Annotated in this window: 15 protein-coding genes; 9 read left to right on the top strand and 6 right to left on the bottom strand. The window is 43.9% G+C overall.

The features are described 5' to 3' along the window. The first annotated feature begins 28 nt into the window (after positions 1 to 28). The 4 genes from ELZ11_RS23775 (at position 29) to ELZ11_RS08280 (ending at position 4573) form a co-directional block, all read left to right on the top strand. Entirely contained in the window at positions 29 to 190 is a 162-nt protein-coding gene (locus ELZ11_RS23775; protein WP_167494650.1) for a hypothetical protein, read from the top strand. A gap of 93 nt (positions 191 to 283) precedes the next feature. Further along, the gene (locus ELZ11_RS08290; RefSeq protein ID WP_137356907.1) at positions 284 to 589 is read left to right on the top strand and encodes a hypothetical protein; all 306 of its coding nucleotides are present in this window, start codon (positions 284 to 286) and stop codon (positions 587 to 589) included. A gap of 171 nt (positions 590 to 760) precedes the next feature. Continuing rightward, positions 761 to 2020 (top strand): hydroxymethylglutaryl-CoA reductase, encoded by a 1260-nt coding sequence (locus tag ELZ11_RS08285; protein WP_137356906.1) that lies wholly within the window; start codon positions 761 to 763, stop codon positions 2018 to 2020. A 171-nt stretch (positions 2021 to 2191) separates the two neighbouring features. Continuing rightward, positions 2192 to 4573, top strand: coding sequence for a bifunctional diguanylate cyclase/phosphodiesterase (locus ELZ11_RS08280; RefSeq protein WP_244291625.1), 2382 nt, complete (start codon positions 2192 to 2194; stop codon positions 4571 to 4573). A gap of 48 nt (positions 4574 to 4621) precedes the next feature. On the opposite strand, the gene ELZ11_RS08275 is transcribed toward ELZ11_RS08280, so the two are convergent. Together ELZ11_RS08275 and phhA are read right to left on the bottom strand one after the other, a co-directional pair. Beyond that, positions 4622 to 4957, bottom strand: coding sequence for a 4a-hydroxytetrahydrobiopterin dehydratase (locus ELZ11_RS08275; RefSeq protein ID WP_137356905.1), 336 nt, complete (start codon positions 4955 to 4957; stop codon positions 4622 to 4624). Next, the gene (gene phhA, locus ELZ11_RS08270) at positions 4950 to 5741 is read right to left on the bottom strand and encodes a phenylalanine 4-monooxygenase (protein WP_137356904.1); all 792 of its coding nucleotides are present in this window, start codon (positions 5739 to 5741) and stop codon (positions 4950 to 4952) included. The genes ELZ11_RS08275 and phhA overlap by 8 nt, the downstream gene beginning before the upstream one ends. Before the next feature lie 218 nt (positions 5742 to 5959). Here phhA and ELZ11_RS08265 point away from each other — a divergent pair, with 218 nt between their 5' ends. Further along, entirely contained in the window at positions 5960 to 7921 is a 1962-nt protein-coding gene (locus ELZ11_RS08265; protein ID WP_137356903.1) for an acetoacetate--CoA ligase, read from the top strand. 151 nt (positions 7922 to 8072) lie between these two features. Next, entirely contained in the window at positions 8073 to 8987 is a 915-nt protein-coding gene (locus tag ELZ11_RS08260) for a LysR family transcriptional regulator (RefSeq protein ID WP_137356902.1), read from the top strand. Positions 8988 to 8991: 4 nt separating this feature from the next. Here the strand turns inward: ELZ11_RS08260 and ELZ11_RS08255 are convergent, their stop codons facing one another. The 3 genes from ELZ11_RS08255 to ELZ11_RS08245 form a co-directional block, all read right to left on the bottom strand. Then, positions 8992 to 9885 (bottom strand): YjjW family glycine radical enzyme activase, encoded by an 894-nt coding sequence (locus tag ELZ11_RS08255; protein ID WP_137356901.1) that lies wholly within the window; start codon positions 9883 to 9885, stop codon positions 8992 to 8994. Positions 9886 to 9909: 24 nt separating this feature from the next. Beyond that, positions 9910 to 11448 (bottom strand): YjjI family glycine radical enzyme, encoded by a 1539-nt coding sequence (locus ELZ11_RS08250; RefSeq protein ID WP_137356900.1) that lies wholly within the window; start codon positions 11446 to 11448, stop codon positions 9910 to 9912. Between the two features lie 426 nt (positions 11449 to 11874). Beyond that, entirely contained in the window at positions 11875 to 12486 is a 612-nt protein-coding gene (locus ELZ11_RS08245; RefSeq protein WP_137356899.1) for a class I SAM-dependent DNA methyltransferase, read from the bottom strand. 165 nt (positions 12487 to 12651) lie between these two features. On the opposite strand from ELZ11_RS08245, the gene ELZ11_RS08240 reads away from it, so the two are divergent. Further along, on the top strand, positions 12652 to 13530 hold the full coding sequence (locus ELZ11_RS08240; protein ID WP_137356898.1) for a LysR family transcriptional regulator: 879 nt from the start codon (positions 12652 to 12654) through the stop codon (positions 13528 to 13530). A 198-nt stretch (positions 13531 to 13728) separates the two neighbouring features. Continuing rightward, positions 13729 to 14625 (top strand): cation diffusion facilitator family transporter, encoded by an 897-nt coding sequence (locus ELZ11_RS08235; protein ID WP_137356897.1) that lies wholly within the window; start codon positions 13729 to 13731, stop codon positions 14623 to 14625. A gap of 24 nt (positions 14626 to 14649) precedes the next feature. Here ELZ11_RS08235 and yddG read toward each other — a convergent pair whose 3' ends face one another. Then, positions 14650 to 15573 (bottom strand): aromatic amino acid DMT transporter YddG, encoded by a 924-nt coding sequence (gene yddG / locus ELZ11_RS08230; protein WP_137356896.1) that lies wholly within the window; start codon positions 15571 to 15573, stop codon positions 14650 to 14652. A 148-nt stretch (positions 15574 to 15721) separates the two neighbouring features. Here yddG and ELZ11_RS08225 point away from each other — a divergent pair, with 148 nt between their 5' ends. Beyond that, complete coding sequence (locus tag ELZ11_RS08225; protein ID WP_137356895.1) at positions 15722 to 17860, top strand: sensor domain-containing diguanylate cyclase; 2139 nt, start codon at positions 15722 to 15724, stop codon at positions 17858 to 17860. The last annotated feature ends 4 nt before the right edge of the window (positions 17861 to 17864 follow it).

The following is a 17864-nucleotide window of genomic DNA, read 5'->3' as shown; positions in this document are numbered from 1 at the left end:
TATCAATCGAGCAGAAAAGGTGAGCGCGATGAATACACAACAATTTGAAGCATTAAAACAACAAATACAATTACTGACCCCTCAGCAGCTGAAGTCGCTACAAGGTGAAATACATCAATCATTAGATGTACAACCTTCAGATTTAGTGACCGATGAAGAGCACTCTGTTATTTCAGCGCTGTTCAATTAATCCATACAAAAAACGAATATTTCAGCTCAGAACATTGCGTACATTTTTTCGCCGTTCTAAACTTACTAGGTAAGTTATTGCTTAGAGGTATTTATGCCAATTTCGGGTGTGCAATCTGGTTATCAGCTCATTCAACAGTCATCAAAAATGGCTGAAGAAGCTGCGCTTGAAGCAAACCAAGCAGCCCAACAAGAGCAAGAACGAAACGACCTTTCTTTCAACAAAATCGAGCCTCAAAAAGAGGAAGTGAAAAATGAAGAAAAGTCATCGCCTCCCCCCGCATCCCAAACCGACGCTTTAATGAAACTCAACCAGAGTTCGAGTTATAACCGTATCGGTGCCAGTGTGGTAGAACGAAACAATGAAATGATTGGTAGCCTTCTCGACATTCACATATAACGTTTTTCGTTTTATATATCGCGAATACTTGGTTAACAAATTAGCCAAATATGTATGAAAATACCGCGATTTACCTCGAAAACCTGTTCAAACTGTAACTCCTTATATCCAGTGCTTGTTTCTGAGATTTTCCTCGGTAAAATCAGCGCAAATTATTTACGTTGTACCACTATGCCTAAACTGAATCTGCACCGCCGTGACTATGTATCCATCTTAGGGGGCGACATCTCCGCAGACGAATTAGAGTTAAAACTCGAACCTCATTTTGACAAGCCAACCAATAAACTGACTCCGAGCCCTTTTCTAACGGAAAAGAACATTGGACGTAGATGGTCTGCCATTGACAACTCTGAAGCTCAAGCTGAACTGCTCGATCCACATACTCAACAGCAGTGCCACGTGTACGAAAAAAATATCGAGCACTTTATTGGCACAGTAAATGTTCCTGTTGGTATCGCAGGGCCATTACGTGTAAACGGCCTGTTTGCCAAGGGGGATTATTTAGTTCCTTTAGCGACAACCGAAGCGGCGTTGGTTGCTTCTTATAACAGAGGTTCCCAGCTATTAACGGCATGTGGTGGCGCAAGTGCAATGCTGCTCAATGAAGGGGTAACTCGCACTCCTGGTTTTGCTTTCTACGGTTTAGTGGAAGCAGGTCAGTTTGTCGCGTGGGCGGTCACGCAATACGAAACCTTTAAGGAACTCGCAGAAGCCACCACTTCTCACGGTAGGCTGACCGACATCAATATTAATATTGAAGGCAACCATGTTTATTTAGTGTTTGAGTTTTTGACTGGCGACGCCTCTGGTCAGAACATGGTAACTATCGCGACCAATGCTGTTTTTGAATACATCATTAACCATACTCCCGTTCAGCCTGAATACGCATTTTTAGACGGAAACCTATCCGGCGACAAAAAAGCCAACTCTCAGACGCTACGCAGTGTTCGTGGAAAAAAAGTGACCGCTGAAGTTCATATTCCTGCAGAGCTGGTTAAAAAGTACCTGCATACCACACCTGAAAAAATGGTTCAGTTCGGTCAAATGACGACCGTTGGTGGAGCATTAAGTGGCACCATTGGTATCAACGCTCATTATGCTAATGCGTTAGCGGCGCTTTATATTGCGTGCGGGCAAGACGCCGCATGTGTGGCAGAGTCTGCCATTGGTATGACGCGTATGGAGCTGAATAAAAAAGGCGATCTCTACGCAAGTGTTACCCTTCCTAATCTAATGCTGGGTACTGTCGGCGGCGGCACTGGTTTACCTAGCCAAAAAGCGTGTCTGGATCTGATGGGTTTGCATGGTAATGGCAATTCGCAAGCACTAGCAGAAGTATGTGCGGCTTTATGTTTAGCGGGTGAGCTATCTATTGTTGGTGCATTCTGTGCGGGCCATTTCTCACGAGCTCACCACAAGTTAGCACGCTAGTAACCAGCCAGAAGCCACGCTTATTCCGGTTGCGCTTCTGCAAATAAGGCGGTGTATTACGCTGCCTTATTGAACCAATTCTATAAAACCACAAACAGCAACAATTATCATTTGCAATTAATCACTTTATCACTATTATAACTTCCAGTGATAATTCATTGGGTTAATTCGTTGTTTCGTTCTTTTAGTCACAGAGCCGTCAGCTTCATTTGGTTTATCGGTATTCTCACCGCCGTGGCCAGCTTCCTAACGATTAGCTTTTACGAAACAAGGCGAATTCAAGACCAACTCGATATTCAGTTCAACAACAAAATCAAATCGCTCAACGCTTCTTTTGAGTCTCTTAGTGACTTAATGAGTTCGACCCGAGCATTCATGCTCAATGCCAATACACCCAGCCAAGAACAATTTCAGCTTTATCTAGATCAAAAAACAGGGATCGACTCCGGGGTTCAATCCGTATTATGGGCGCCAAGTACCCCACTTTCTGACATATCAAAACTTGAGTCCCAAGCCCAACAACAAGGGTTACTTGGCTACCGAGTGCTTTTTAACCCTTATGTGTCAGAGCGATGCAATCGCGATATCGTTAATCGAATCTTCCCTGTATTGTTTGCCTCTCCTCAGTTTGAAGGTAGCGACTCGCTTGGTATTAGCATCGATTCTTCTTGTAAGGATCTATCGGCACTAAAAAGTGCACAGCAAAAAGGTTCATTAGTCGCCACCGAAACCGAGCAAGAAGGCTACTTAGGCAGTAAATTGTTTCTTCCTGTGATTGATACGCAAGACCAACTTCAGGGTTACATCGTCGCGAATATACTTTTCTATGAGTTTCTTGGGATCACTTGGCAAGACGAAGTGAACGCCCAATCTTTGAATATTAAGGTATACCACTCTTCCGACTCATCTCCGATTTTCCAATCACATCTAAATAGCGACTTAGTTAGAACAACGGGGTTAGAACGCAAAGTTAGCCGAACCAAAGACCTCTACATTCCTATCTTAGACACCCACTGGCGAATTGAAGTCTCGACCTTAGACAACAGCCACAGCACCCTAATTTATGGGGGCACTTGCGTCACTTTAATCCTACTGCTGACCTTTACCGTGGCGTGGGGCGCAAAATTCTATGCCAATCGCCTCGCTATATCGAATAAGCTCGTGGAAGACAAAACCCGTTCCATTGAACAGCAAGCAATACAAGATGATTTGACTGGGCTATACAATCGTCAGGCTCTCAATCAGCACCTTTCAGAAAAGATAAAGCTTATCAAACAGCCAGAGAATGACGGTTTTGCCGTGTTATTTATCGACTTAGACCGCTTCAAAGTCATTAATGATTCAATGGGACATTTAATTGGTGATTTGGTGTTGCAGCAAGTGGCATCGCGGCTAAAAAACAATACCCGGGAAGGTGACAAATGCTACCGATTTGGTGGTGATGAATTTGTGGTGTGCCTCGCTAATCACGTCCAACAGAGTACTCTGAGTGTCATCGCTCAACGATACAATGAACTACTTTCCCTACCGTACAGTATTAATGGCCGCACCTGTCATTTAGGGGCCAGCATTGGGGTTTCATTGGTCACGGAACGTAGCTATACATTGGCGCAAATCCTCCGTGAAGCCGACACGGCTATGTACAAGGCAAAGCGTTCTAGCAATGAAGGCGTCGTATTTTTCGATGAGACGATGTACGTTCAAGCCAAACAACGTTTTACTTTAGAACAAGAGCTCACCCAGGCCACTGAGTTACAACAGCTTTCCCTAGCGTACCAACCCATTTTTTGCCAAGAAACACAAACTTTCAAAGGGTTGGAAGCGCTGCTGCGTTGGGATCACAAAGATTACGGCAACATCTCCCCGGTAGATTTTATTCCTATCGCAGAAGAGACTGGGTTGATTATCAAGATAGGCGATTGGGTACTGAAAGAGGCCTGCCGAGTACTGGAGCAGCTTTGGCTTAACCCACTGATCATTGAAGTTCCTAGAATTAATATCAATGTCTCAGCGAAACAATTTGAATCCAACCATATCCTTCATACTTTGCTAGATGTGTTGGATAAGGCCAAATTCCCCGCTCACCTGGTTGGGATAGAAATCACCGAATCTTTACTTCTTAGCAATTCTGAGTGCACTGTCCGCGCATTAGAAGAAATTAAAGCGTTAGGCGTAGTCGTGTATCTGGATGATTTCGGATCAGGCTATTCATCGCTATCAGTGTTATGCGATTACCCTATCGATATTCTAAAAATGGACAAAACCTTCATTGAGCATATCGACAAGCCACTGCATAAATCAGGCAAGTTGTGCGAAGCCATTATCAATATGGCGCACACGATCTCTTTACCTGTCGTCGCAGAAGGTGTGGAAACCGAGTCGCAGTTATCCATCCTAAGTGATTTTGGCTGCGACTACATTCAAGGCTATTTAAAATCCAAGCCAATCAGCGCAGAGGGTCTCAATCAGCTATTAGAAGTTCGCCCCTTAGAAGCCAATGATGGTGAGAATAACGCGTCGATTGAGCGCTATTATGAAGAAAAAATAGCCTGATGAAATCTGAAGGGGAATATCATCAGGCTAAGAGGTAATTAGATTCAGCTATTCAGCTAGCAAAGAGTCGCACTTCGCTGCACAGATAAAATCATTTTTGTGTAAGCCTTTTATTGAGTGGCTCCACCAAGTGACCGTCACTTTCCCCCACTCAAGTAAAATAGAGGGGTGATGAAATTCGTCTTCAGCCAATTGTGCAATTTGATTACTAAATGCCCAAGCTAATTTAAAGTTCTTAAATTTATAGACTTTTTCCAGTTGTGGGATGGAATCTCTTTCGAGCATTTCCCAGCCATTCAGTTCAGTCAGTAGCAAGTTCCGTTCTTCTTTTGATAATGCCATTGCATCAACACTGCAAGCCTCACAACGTAGTTCATCAAGCATGAGTTATTTCCTTTGGTTCAAATAATGGTGGGTAAAGTTCGAGAGCCATCGCTTGGTGGACAATCTCCATCAAATCCATTTGGCTCAAATTGTAAAGATCCGCAATATCATTCAGCACAAAGTAAATAGGCTGCATGATATCGATTCGATAAGGGGTTCTTAGCACGTCACTAATATCAAAAGCATGACGTGACGGCGTATCGCTGTCTAACGAGTACACAGTTTCACCCGGTGAAGATAAAATGCCGCCGCCGTATATCTTGGTCTCGTCGCCTTCTTTAACCAGCCCGAACTCAACAGTAAACCAATACAACCTCGCGAGATATACCCTCTCTTTACTGCTGGCATTCACGCCAAGTTGTCCATATTTATGAGTAAAGGCCGCGAAGTCAGGATTCGTTAGCATCGCACAATGACCAAAAATCTCATGGAAAAAGTCCGGCTCTTGCAAGTAATCGAATTCTTCTCGGCTACGTAGGAACGTTGCGACTGGAAATTTTTTCTCTGCTAACAAACCAAAGAACCGATCAAAATTGATCAATGCAGGCACAGGCTCTACTTGCCACCCTGTTTTCTCCATCAATATTTTATTGATATCAGGTAATTGTGGCACTTTGTCTTCCGACAAATTTAAGATTTCCAAACCTTCTAAATAAGCATTGCTTGCACGGCTTTTAATCACTTTGAGCTGACGTGAAACAAGGTCATGCCATATCTGATCTTCTTCGTGACTCCAGTCGACAATCCCTGCCGAACTCACTGGCTTGGAATGATATTTACTCATCACCCCCTCCTTTGCTTTTGGGTTACTTTAAGCCTATCCACTCCTAATACTTCTGCCAATGCCCTTACGTATATCAACCCAAAAACAACCGTAACAATAATTTTACATTTAATTTATTTTTTCTTATTTATCATAGAAATAAAATAGCCTTCATTTTTTGACAACAGGAAGTTTTATAACAAAACTGATACAAACATCGACAACCCAAGGAAAGATCTATGTCGCTCTCTCAACCGATTTGGTCACCTGATCCAACTCGAATCCAACAATCAAATATGCAGCAATTTATCGAACGAGTTAGCCCAGCTCAACATACGTTTGATAGCTATCAACAACTGCACGACTGGTCGGTGAGCAATAGTGACGCCTTTTGGAGTGAGGTGTGGGATTTCTGCAATATTGTTGGAGACAAGGGGAGGCGAATAAGCGATGAAGGCCAATCAAAGTGGCAAGATTATGTCGCTGCTAGGGATACGCTGTGGTTTCCGGACGCCGAAGTGAATTACGCTGAGAATTTACTGTCACATGCGCTTCAATTAAAAGATCAGACAGCGGTTATATTCAGTAATGAATTATCGGAAGAACGATCGCTAACATGGTCGCAACTGTGTCAGCAAGTATCCGCTGTACAACAATGGTTACAGGATCAAGGCGTTGAAAAAGGCGATGTGGTGGCCGGGTATTTGCCTCATATCCCTGAAACACTCATTGCAATGCTGGCGACTACAAGCTTAGGGGCGGTATGGACTTCCACCTCTCCAGATTTCGGAGTCGAAAGCGTAGTCGAGCGCTTCAGCCAAGTGAAGCCGAAAGCATTTTTCTGTTGCAATGGTTATACATTTAACGGCAAATCGTTCGACATGAAAAGCAAAAACGTATCTATTGCTAACAGCCTACCGAGCTTGCAGGCGCTCTGTGAAATTGATTACTCGCGGGCGGTACCCAAGGCATCCAATATGCTCAGTTGGAGTGACCTACTAACCCAGTACCCAGACCAAACACTGTCGTTTACACGAGTCGGATTCAACGAACCTTTGTTTATTCTTTATTCTTCAGGAACGACCGGAAAACCTAAGTGCATAGTTCATGCAGTCGGTGGCACCTTACTCAATCACCAGAAAGAGCACCAACTTCATTGCGATATCAAGCCCAATGATTGTGTGTTTTATTACACCACTTGCGGTTGGATGATGTGGAATTGGCACGTTTCTGCGCTCGCCGGTGGCGCTACGCTCGCAATCTACGATGGCAGCCCAATGTATCCCACTGAAGGCAGTTTGTGGCAATTTGCAGAGGCTCACCAAATTACGCTATTTGGTACCTCAGCTAAATATTTGGAAGCGTTACAAAAGTCGGGTTACTCACCAATGCACCAACACAACTTATCAAGCCTAAAAACGCTATGCTCGACAGGTTCAGTACTCTACCCCGAGCAGTTTGATTTCGTGTACCAGAACATCAAAACCGATTTACACTTAGCGTCAATTTCAGGTGGAACCGATATCTGTGGCTGTTTTGTGCTTGGCAATCCGATTAGCCCAGTATTCAGAGGAGAATGCCAAGGGGCCGCTCTAGGGCTAGATGTCGCTGTGATCGCTGAAGATCAAACCAAGGTTATTGATAGCCGGGGCGAACTTGCCTGCAGTAATAGTTTTCCGAATCAACCTATTGGGTTCTGGAACGATAACGGCGAGAAATACCACCACGCTTATTGGGATAAATTCGAAGCTATTTGGCACCACGGGGATGATGTCATGCTAACAAGCCGCGGAGGCATGCTGTTTTATGGCCGAAGCGATACCACACTCAACCCTGGGGGTGTACGCATTGGCACCGGTGAAATCTACCAACAAGTCAACACGATGCCGCAAATTACCGATTCAATTGCTGTCGGCCGTAAAGAGCAAAACGATGAATCTATTGTCTTGTTCGTTCAAACTTCTAGCGGCCACCAACTCGACGAGGAGCTTGCTCAATCGATTCGAACACTGCTTCGCACTCAGTGCTCGCCACGTCATGTTCCAAAATCAATCTATGCAATTAGTCAGATCCCTAAAACCAAGTCAGGTAAGTTGGTGGAATTGGCGGTCAAACAAATTGTGCATGGACAAGAAGTCAAAAACATTGGTGCCATCGCCAACCCAGAAGTGTTAGACGAAATCAAAGCGCTGTTTGGTTAAACACTGCGTATATAGACTTACTACTCAAAAGCTTTCATAACAACATTAGGCTGTTTATCACTCAAACAATCATATATTTTACAAATCACTTGCCTAGAGAGGCGTGGCAATGTTTATACTTGCCGCTTCTTTTGTTTACTGAGCTTTATCAATGGATTATCTGCACTTATCGCGTGTGAGTTTGAAGCACCTTACAGCACTACACATCATGCTTAATACGCACAGTGTCACGCTCACTGCCGAACAGCTTTGCTTAAGTCCTTCTAGTGTCAGTAAAACCCTTACTCAGCTTAGAGAAATCTTGCGCGACGAGCTTTTCTATCGCGATGGAACCAAGCTCATCCCGACTCCATTTGCCGTCAAAATCGCCCCAACCGTACACGCTATTTTATCCAGCATGAACGGCCTACTTCATCAGAAGAGCTTTACTCCTGAGGACTACCAAGGCAGCTTTAGTTTGTCGATGCGAGAAAGTACTTTTGAGTTGTTTGCCCCAATAATTCGCCGGATAACCACCCAATCAGCACCGAAAGCTTCACTATGTGTTTACTCAAAAGAGCAACTAGGCTTTGATGCTTTGTTAAGCGGGCAAGTCGATTTTATTCTACTTCCTCACGATATCAGTCAGCCGCCGACGAACAACAAAGACTTAGTTTGGAAAACCATTTTATCTGATGAAATGATTTGTTTGATGGATCCAGAGCACCCGCTGGCTAACGACGAATTAACCATAGACAACTACCTCGCCTATCAACATGTAGCGATCCTCGACAAAGAGCTGGCTCAACCATATTTCGAACAGCACTTAGTCCAGCAGCATCAAGCTCGCGATATCGCTCTCTCAGTTGCGGATTTTGGGTCTGCAGCCGTAATGTGCCACCACACTGAACTACTGTTCACATGTTCAAAAGCCTGGTCTAATCGAGCAAGACAAGCCAAAGGGCTAATAAGCAAACCTCTGCCCTTTGATTACGGTAAAGTCGCGTACAGTTTGGTGTGGAGTAAGCCCAATATGAATGACCAAGCGATGAAGTGGCTATGTGAGCAGTTCGTTCAACCTCAATAGTGTTTTAGGTATAAACCGTGGGAGTGAGGAGAGGCCTCTGAACTCGTTGATATAACCTATCGTGAAAAGCGGTCATCTGCTGCTCAGTACACTTTGGCCAATCCAGTGCTTGCCCTTGGACACCATGGTGCTGAAAAGCGTTTAAACGGATTTGTACCGACTTTGGCAACCCTTTTAGGTATTGTCCTACCAGATCAATTTCGGACTCAAGATCGCTCTTACCGGGAATGTGCAATAAGCGCACTTCATGCAGCTTACCAAAGCTCGCCAAATAGTTAATCGACTCGATGACGCGATGGTTATCACGCCCAACCAACCACTGATGCGTTTCGGCCTGCCAAGACTTTAAATCGATCATCGCGCCATCTAAATAGGGTTCAACCCTTTGCCAGCCTTGTTTCGATAAAGCTCCATTACTGTCAATGAAGCACGTTAAGTGTGCAAGATCGGTGTCCGACTTTATCGCTTGAAATAAATCAATGATGAAAGGAAGCTGCAGAGTTGCTTCTCCACCAGAAATGGTAATTCCACTTAAGAAAAATTGATGCTTGCGGACTAACTCCAACACATCAGACACGCTCATCGAGGTGATTTTAGGGCTCGATTTGTGCTCGCACACTTCAATGCACTTATCGCAGTGAGTACAAAGTTCTGAATCCCATGCCACTTTTCCTTGCGAAGTGAGCTGTAAAGCCTTGGAGGGGCAAGAAGATGCGCAATCACCACAATGATTACAGTGATTAATCGTGTGAGGGTTATGGCAAGTTATGCAATCGAAGTTACACCCTTGAAGAAACAGGACTAATCGATTTCCGGGGCCATCAACACAAGAAAAGGTCAGCACACGGCTGACCTTCGCTTGTTTTTCCGTCTTATTATTTATGTTAACCCTAGCCATGAGTTGTTAGATCAGAAAAATGTTTTACTCGTAAACCGGTGACATTTCTAGGCTTGCCACTCTTGGTTTACGTTCTAAAATTCCGGTATTTTTTGCTGCTTCGGCCCCTAAGAAAGTCGTATTAGTACGAGAACCTTGTTCGTCATATTTCGCGATTTCGGACAGTTTGATCATATAACCGGTAACACGCACCAAATCGTTTGATGCAACATTAGCGGTGAACTCGCGATAACCCGCTTGAATCGCCCCTTTGCACAAGTTGAACATCGCTTCGGGGTTAGATTTCACGGTCTCGTCTATCGTGAGAATATCGCTGACACCGGACGTGTAAAACTGATGGTGACCTGCCGTGGCCTGCACATATGAAACGGGGTCTGGCTCAGTACCGTAAGGAATGCGCACGCCCGGAGTCACGTCTTTATCTAGGCTAATACCACCTTGTGCATGCAATAACGCCTTACCATTTAAGCCGTATTTCACCGTTTGAGAGTCCACGATTTCGGCCAGTTTCGCAGAAATTGTGTGGCCCAATGCATTCGCCTGGTCATCATGACCATAGCGACCTGATTTACCTTCTTTCTCCAATAAGGTATTAACAGCTTCGGCCATTCCATAAATACCGAACATTGGCGCAAAACGATTTTCTTCAATCAAGCCTTCTTGGGTTAAGAAGCCTTCAAAGAAGTTCGATTTCTCGTGTAAGAAACGACTACGAGCATCCATCAACTCAATCATTAACTGGCTGTAATGAGGCAGCGTTTCCTGCAAGAACTCAGTGCTATTCTTAGAGTGTTGCGCGACTTCTTTCAAGTTCATTCGCACCAAAGTGTTTGAACCACCAGCTAAAGGAAGTGAGTTGTAACAACTTACGATTCCAAAACGTTTGTCACCATAGGCATTGGCATGAGCTGGATAATTAGCGATGTGAGGTTTACTGGACTCACAAATGTTTGACGCAGCCTGTCGTAACAAGTCATCAGGCGTCACTTGTGGGTCGTACATGAAGGTCAGATTTGGAGCGATTTGCTTAAGTTCGGCATCAACACGCAGTATCGTTCGACAAATTACATTGTCTGCTGGGCCAATATTCACATGCATAAACGCGTCTGGTAGCGTGCGATCTAGCATGATCCAAAACAACTTCAATTTCTGGTAAATTTGCTGCTCTGTTAACTCGCCGACAAATGGCATCAGCACATCATCAAGTTGACCCAAATACACCGGAATAGAAGTCACTGAGGGCACATGGTGATACAAAATAGTCAACATGTTGAGTGCTTCGTCGAAATTGGACGCCGCATTAAGTTCTAAATACTCTGAGCCTTGATGTAAGTATTTAGAATAATCTGGAAGTACATAACGCGGCTTAAATGGAGCGTGGCCTTCGAACATGTCACACAGTACGCCAGTTTCAAGCGCAGTTTTCACTTCTTCAGAAACATCCACATAAGGCAAGCTGGCTTCTGCTTCTAGCGCTAAATAGCTCGATTTCTGCTTAGGAGACAAGTTTGCATCTGAGATGATGTCTTGAAAACGTTGTTGCAACTGTGTGTCTTGGTTCATAAGTAAACCCTTTATAATTTATAGGCTTATCTTAATAACCAGCAGTCATTTCCACTAATGAAATATTATAAACACCCTATTTCCACTATGGAAAACATCAATAGTTTTCACTAAAGCTATTCCATCAGTCGGTAACCTCTATAGTGGTCACTTAGTTGTCACTTCCTCTTATTACCACATCCGAAAATTAGCATTCACAACATAAATGGCCGATTAGACACGGCCTGTCGAGAGACTCAGCGCCTCAAAAATAGAGGGCTATTGAAGAGAAGATAGGGGTTCACCAAAAGGTAAGTTCAAGCGAGAAAATCTGGTTCTAGAAACAAGACGAAACAAGACATTAGTATCTATAGAGTATAAAAAAGCCCCTTAAAGGGGCTTAATAATATTCATAGCAGTGACATCAATGAGCCATTATTTGTAGACCTATTCGTAATGAACAGTACTACTTAATGACGACTTATAGCCCACACCCATTAGCACTTGGCGCGGCCCTTGTTTGGTTTCTACTGTAAAGGGGGTGGTCACACTTACATTTGAAAAACCTGCGGCGGTTAATACCATTTCAGATTTTTGGCGAGTCAATCCAAACTCTTCGTTATCACTTTCTACATACCAATCCCAGTGAACGAACAAACCATCTTCTTCTAGTAATGTATAAATAATGCTAACGGTGTCTTGTAGGTTAGGAATGAAACCACACACTGAAGAAGCGACAATCGCATCAAACTGATTTCGGAACGCTGGATGTTGAGCGGCAAGACCACGAGTCAGAAAGTCTACAACTGGTTCTACATTCGGAAGCTCTTTTTTATCCAGTTCTTCTATCATGGCTTCGGAGCCATCAATTGCGACAATTTCTTTTACCAACGGAGATAGTTTTTGGCTAAGCAATCCTGTGCCACATCCAAAATCCAATACTCGAGTTCCGTCTAATTCAATAAGCTTTTGCAGTTGTTCGAATACTGATTGCGCGAATACACCTGTTGCCTGATCTTTTTCCCAATCTTGCGCGTATTCGTCCCATTCATTTGCCATCATGGCCTCCATCATTACTTCTTGTATATTAGGAACCCTATCAGGGTAAACCAAATTGTCCTTTCCGTCATAGAGTTATCACTCAATGATGGATAATTTCTAAGATAACTAGCACAATATTCGATTATTATACCCGTGCCCTAGTATTATTCCCATGGACGTTCAATGAACCTTTCACAAATCCAAGCTTTCTGTTCAGTGGCTGACCTTGGGTCAGTATCCGAAGCCGCCCGCCAGTTGGAATGTAACCGAACCAAACTCAGTATGGCGATCAAAGCGTTTGAAAAGGAGTTGGATGTCGAGCTATTTGTGCGAAGTGGAAACCACCTAACACTTTCTGAAGCGGGCAAAGCTGTCTACAAAGACTGTGAGAGCATGCTCGTTACCGCGGCCAGAATCAAGCAGACCTGCGCTCAAGTATCTGGTGAGTTTAACGCTGAAATCTGGATAGCGCGTGACGACTCCCTACCCGATGACATGTGGCAAGATTTATCGCATCGCCTGAATAATCGCTACCCGTCAACGTCTTTTAATATTGTGTTAGCCTCTAGTGGAGACTTAGCTAACTTAGTTGAAACACAACAAGTCGACTTCGCCTTCGGTGTAGATTATGAACGAGTTGACGACCCTAGGATCATCTATAACCCACTCGGTAAGATCCGCCTGATGTCGGTATGTAAAAAAGGGCATCCTTTAAGTGCCATGCGGCGTGTTTCCGACGAAGAGCTGCGAAACGCAATGCAGGCTACGATGGTTTATCTAAATGAGAAAGACAATCCTGAACTAGAGCCGTTCTCACGTCGCTATATTGGTTTTTCCAGTTTCGACTACATGCTGGATACAATTTTGAAAGAAGATGCATGGGGCGTATTACCCGAACCTCTGATCCGCCATTTGCTACGTCAGCAAGAGATTTCAGTCATCAAGCATACTTATGGTCTAACCCAAGAAGACTACTGCATGTTTACTCCAGCAGGTATGACCGAGCACCCTGCAATGAACTGGCTTGCCGATAAGTTAAGTGACTATTTATTCGATTTTTAAGCAACTTTGTGTATCGGCTTATTGAATACAAATCAGTCAGCGCCAATTATAATGACACTACAATTCAACCATAACTCATTGAATTTATTTAACTATGATAAATTCACTTGATATTCAGTTTCACAAAATCCAGATAGCATTTGTAAAAAATTCCTGATATGCGAACAATTAGAGTGTGTTCAAATTCAGGAAATCGCTATGTGTGACAGGAAAAGCCAAAATGAAAACCGAGTATTAACCTTCTCAGCCCTGTTAGCTTCATGCTTTGCCGTCGGTGGATTAGTACTTGGGCTTTTAGTTGGTTCACTGGTCATCGTTTTTGACGGCGTATATTCCTTGATCAGTTTACTGTTAACTTTATTGTCACTAGCAGCTTCTTCTTACATCAACCGTCCTTCAGATTCTAACTTTCCGTTTGGCCGTGCCATCATTGAGCCAATTGTTATCGCCATTAAAGCATTAGTCATCTTACTGGTTGTTGGTTACTCACTCTATTCAGCCGTGCTGGCTCTATTTTCAGGCGGCCGTGAAGTTGATGCGTCTATCGCCACACTGTTTGGCGTGGTTAATGTACTGGGTTGCGGCTATGCATGGTGGTACATCGCTCGTAAAAGTCGTCACTTATCGTCAGGTCTCATCAGCGCTGAATCTAAACAATGGCAAATGGACACTTTACTGAGCGTAGCTGTAACCGCAGGTTTCGTTGCTGCTTGGGGTGTAACGCTATCGCCATTTAGCGAGTACGCAGTGTATGCCGATCCATTAATGATGGTGCTAATGTCTTTCTACTTCATTAAAGTACCGTTTGATATGCTCAAAGAAGCAATGCGCGAGTTATTAATGATGTCGGCAGCACCAGAGCTGTGTGACAAAGTGGATCAAAACGTTGTCGCAGTAGACAAAGAAGCCCAGCAAGATCTGGAGCTAATTGGGGTGACAAAAGTAGGTCAAGAGCTTCGAGTCAATGTTGATATCCATAGCCGAAACTCTGAATCGATAGAGGTGGATGAATTAGAACGTACGCGCCGCCGACTAAAACGACGCTTATCTACTTTACCTTATGAACTGCAGCTTAACCTGAATATTGCGAGCTAGGCGTTCCTCCCCACAAAACCAGCGTTAGTTAGGTAGTTCGCTTTCCTCTAATTTCGAAGGTTCGTCATTGTCGCGTGTTACCCACCAACATGCGATAGAACCAATGGTAACCAGCACAACGCCCTGCCAGAAGGTACTAGTCAGCGAAATACCTAAGATTATCGAAGACAAGAAAGTCGAAAAGATCGGGGTGAAATAAGAAAGGCTCGCAAGCAACACCATATTGCCCCCTAGAATAGCCACATTCCACAGCGCGTAACCCGCTCCCATCACTAACCCGGCAAGTAACAAGTCAATACTTGCACCTAGAGTAAAAGTCATCCCCGTTTCGTTACTCAAAGCGTATTGAATCCACAAGGTCACTGCCGTTGCAATAAAAAACAAAACAATGGCATTCTGTCCTTTCGCTACTTTTTGAGTGAAGTTACAGTAAATCGCCCAAATGATCGCTCCGAAAAAGGCCATCGAATAAGTCGCAGGGTTGGTGGCAACATTAGCCGCAATTTGACCAACCGATAGTCCTTGATCCCCACTAATACTCCACGCAACGCCAAAGAACGCGACACAAATACTTGGGTAAACCAGCAAATTCGTCTTTTTGTTACTTGTCATCACCGCGACCAACACTGTCATAGCGGGCCATAAATAATTGATGACCGCCATCTCCACCGCTTGGTGTCGGCTATTCGCCATTCCTAGCGCCAGTGACAAAAATATTTCATAGCAAACGAACATGGCTCCGCCGATGAGCAAATACGTTTTAGAGAAACGTTTAATGTTCGGGACACCCATGACAATGATAAGAAAGATTGAACTGACCGTATACATCGACGCCGCGCCGCCAATTGGCCCTAATTGCTCTGACACACTACGAGATAGAGCCATTAAACAGCTCCAAAGTAAAATGGCAATACAACCAAACAAAGTAAAACGATGGCGAGCGAACACGATAAATCCTTAACTATCTGAGCAGTAAAACAAAGTGCTTATCTAACGTCGGACATCATACTCGCTCACTCAATAATTGGCAGTTTTTACTTTCAACATTAAACAATACTTCGTACAATATAATCATCAATCCCTTGGCAGCCACTCTATGAAACCTGTTCAGAACTTTAATCATTATCTAAGTCAAAGACTCAACGACATTATTGAAGCCGCAAGCGAACAGGAAGTTCATACCATTCAGCGTCAACTCGAAGCAAGAGCGCATCAACTGGATCAAATTACCCCAGTTGCGGTCAAGTATTTCTGCTGTGGTTTCCGGGCGCTTAAACTCGGAAAGATCAAAGAAGCATTAATGCAGTTTTCCGATGGCTTGACGAAGTGCCAAGAGGCTCAGCATATCGCAGGGCTTAAATACTGTATTGAATTTGGCATTGGGATTGCGTTTTTAAGGCTAGGAAACTACGCCGAATCGATCGTGGCCTTAACTAAAGCGAGTGAATGTAGAACCATCAATAACGAAGCACTTTCTTCAAGAATTCATAATAATTTGGGTTATATCTTTCTCGAAACGGGTGATTATTCCAAGGCACATTACTACTGTGAACTGGCGTATTCAAAACACAATGACGAGGCGCTTATTTCCTCTTTTCCAGTTTTGAGTAACCTTGCTTACATCAACTCCAAACTTGGTAACGTCGAAAAAGCAGAAGCACAATTCAGGCACTATCGGGCCGCACTGAACGCCTACCCAAACACCATTGGTGAACACTACTTTTACAGTGCTTATGGCTCGCACCTTGAGATTTTAGGGCGCATCAATGATGCCTTAGAAGCATTTAAAGGGTCAATCAGAGCATGTGAAAAGCTCAACGATAACTTCTTTCTTATCGATACGTTGAAAGAATACTGTGCCTGCGCGATCACGCATGATCGCCAAAGCCTGCTTGAGCCTTATCTAAGCCAAGCCATTGAGCTAACTAATGAATTTGGCAGCGCAAAATCACTGCAATTTTTCGCCGATCTGTTAATGAAGGTTAGCGACAAAGCAGACGAATCAAGTGCTCAAGTAGAGATGGTCAAACGTGCCTTCCATTTGCAATCTCAAGCATTGAAACGCCACTCAGACAGTAACTACGAAGCGATATCTCAGCTGTATCGACTCCACTCGGAAAGACCAGAGCTTGAAAACGCGCAATCACTCGCCGAGAACCTTGACCTGATCTCTTCATTTGGCGAATACCTAAGCACGCATTCAAGCGTCACAGACATGGTGTTCCGATTATACAAAGATCTAAATAAAGTCATGCCTGTCGAATGTTTAGCCATCGGCTTATATGACGAAAAGAGCGACCAATTGGAATACAAGTACTTCGTCGACCTCGGCGAGTTACTTGAACCCTTCACCATTCAATGCAGTGAAGAGGCAACGCTAAGCACATATTGCATTCAAAACAAACAAGCCTTCATACATGGCCAGTTTTCTTCAGCTGTATTAAACCAATTGCTTGAACAGCCTCCCACTCATCAGGCTTTTGTTGGTGTCACCAACGATGACTACCCATCGATCATCATGATCCCTCTGATTCTTGAAGGCAAAGTGCTCGGTATTCTTACCGCACAAACACACTTACAACATGCTTATCAAGATTATCATTTTTCGTTAGTCAAACATCTGTGTTCGTACATCGCGATCGATATTCAAAACAAGCAGCAGAAAAAGCAGCTAGAACTGCAGAAAAAAGAACTTAAGAAACTGGTTCATATAGATCCGCTTAGTGGGCTATACAACAGGCTATCCCTCACTTCATCTTTAGATACGTGGCGCTCATCGAAGTCTCATTGCTCCAAGCGCGCAGTAATGTTGATCGACATCGACTACTACAAACAATTCAACGATTACTACGGTCATATCAAAGGAGATGAAGTACTGGTGACCTTGGCCAGATTACTTCAACGCAATTTTTCTACTCCGCTAAGCAAAGTATTTAGATTTGGAGGGGACGAGTTCCTTATTCTGTGCGAATGCTTTGCTCCTCAAGAGCTGCAAAGTCGAATTGAAGAACTACTGCACCAAGTTCAAGGACTAGCCATTCGTCATCAAGCATCGGATTGTGGTGAGCACATTACCTTATCGATAGGCGTTGCTATGTTCGAACAGAATGATATTAATGCATTAGCCAACGAAGAGATGATTCAAAAGGCCGATGAAGCCTTATACAGAGTGAAAGCCAAAGGAAGAAATGGCGCACTCATTGAGCACGCCAATATTGAATATTCTATCGAGTAGCATT

Source organism: Vibrio profundi (assembly GCF_005281835.1).
GTDB lineage: Bacteria > Pseudomonadota > Gammaproteobacteria > Enterobacterales > Vibrionaceae > Vibrio > Vibrio profundi.
The sequence above is the reverse complement of the archived record's forward strand: the minus strand, read 5'-3'. Positions and strand labels throughout refer to the sequence as shown.

Excerpts from the sequence above, each read along its gene's own strand:
- ELZ11_RS23775 (WP_167494650.1), top strand. The coding sequence starts at position 29 with ATGAATACACAACAATTTGAAGCATTAAAACAACAAATACAATTACTG.
- ELZ11_RS08290 (WP_137356907.1), top strand. The coding sequence starts at position 284 with ATGCCAATTTCGGGTGTGCAATCTGGTTATCAGCTCATTCAACAGTCA.
- ELZ11_RS08285 (WP_137356906.1), top strand. The coding sequence starts at position 761 with ATGCCTAAACTGAATCTGCACCGCCGTGACTATGTATCCATCTTAGGG.
- ELZ11_RS08275 (WP_137356905.1), bottom strand. The coding sequence starts at position 4,957 with ATGCTTGATGAACTACGTTGTGAGGCTTGCAGTGTTGATGCAATGGCA.
- phhA (WP_137356904.1), bottom strand. The coding sequence starts at position 5,741 with ATGAGTAAATATCATTCCAAGCCAGTGAGTTCGGCAGGGATTGTCGAC.
- ELZ11_RS08265 (WP_137356903.1), top strand. The coding sequence starts at position 5,960 with ATGTCGCTCTCTCAACCGATTTGGTCACCTGATCCAACTCGAATCCAA.
- ELZ11_RS08260 (WP_137356902.1), top strand. The coding sequence starts at position 8,073 with ATGGATTATCTGCACTTATCGCGTGTGAGTTTGAAGCACCTTACAGCA.
- ELZ11_RS08255 (WP_137356901.1), bottom strand. The coding sequence starts at position 9,885 with ATGGCTAGGGTTAACATAAATAATAAGACGGAAAAACAAGCGAAGGTC.
- ELZ11_RS08250 (WP_137356900.1), bottom strand. The coding sequence starts at position 11,448 with ATGAACCAAGACACACAGTTGCAACAACGTTTTCAAGACATCATCTCA.
- ELZ11_RS08245 (WP_137356899.1), bottom strand. The coding sequence starts at position 12,486 with ATGGCAAATGAATGGGACGAATACGCGCAAGATTGGGAAAAAGATCAG.
- ELZ11_RS08240 (WP_137356898.1), top strand. The coding sequence starts at position 12,652 with ATGAACCTTTCACAAATCCAAGCTTTCTGTTCAGTGGCTGACCTTGGG.
- ELZ11_RS08235 (WP_137356897.1), top strand. The coding sequence starts at position 13,729 with ATGTGTGACAGGAAAAGCCAAAATGAAAACCGAGTATTAACCTTCTCA.
- ELZ11_RS08225 (WP_137356895.1), top strand. The coding sequence starts at position 15,722 with ATGAAACCTGTTCAGAACTTTAATCATTATCTAAGTCAAAGACTCAAC.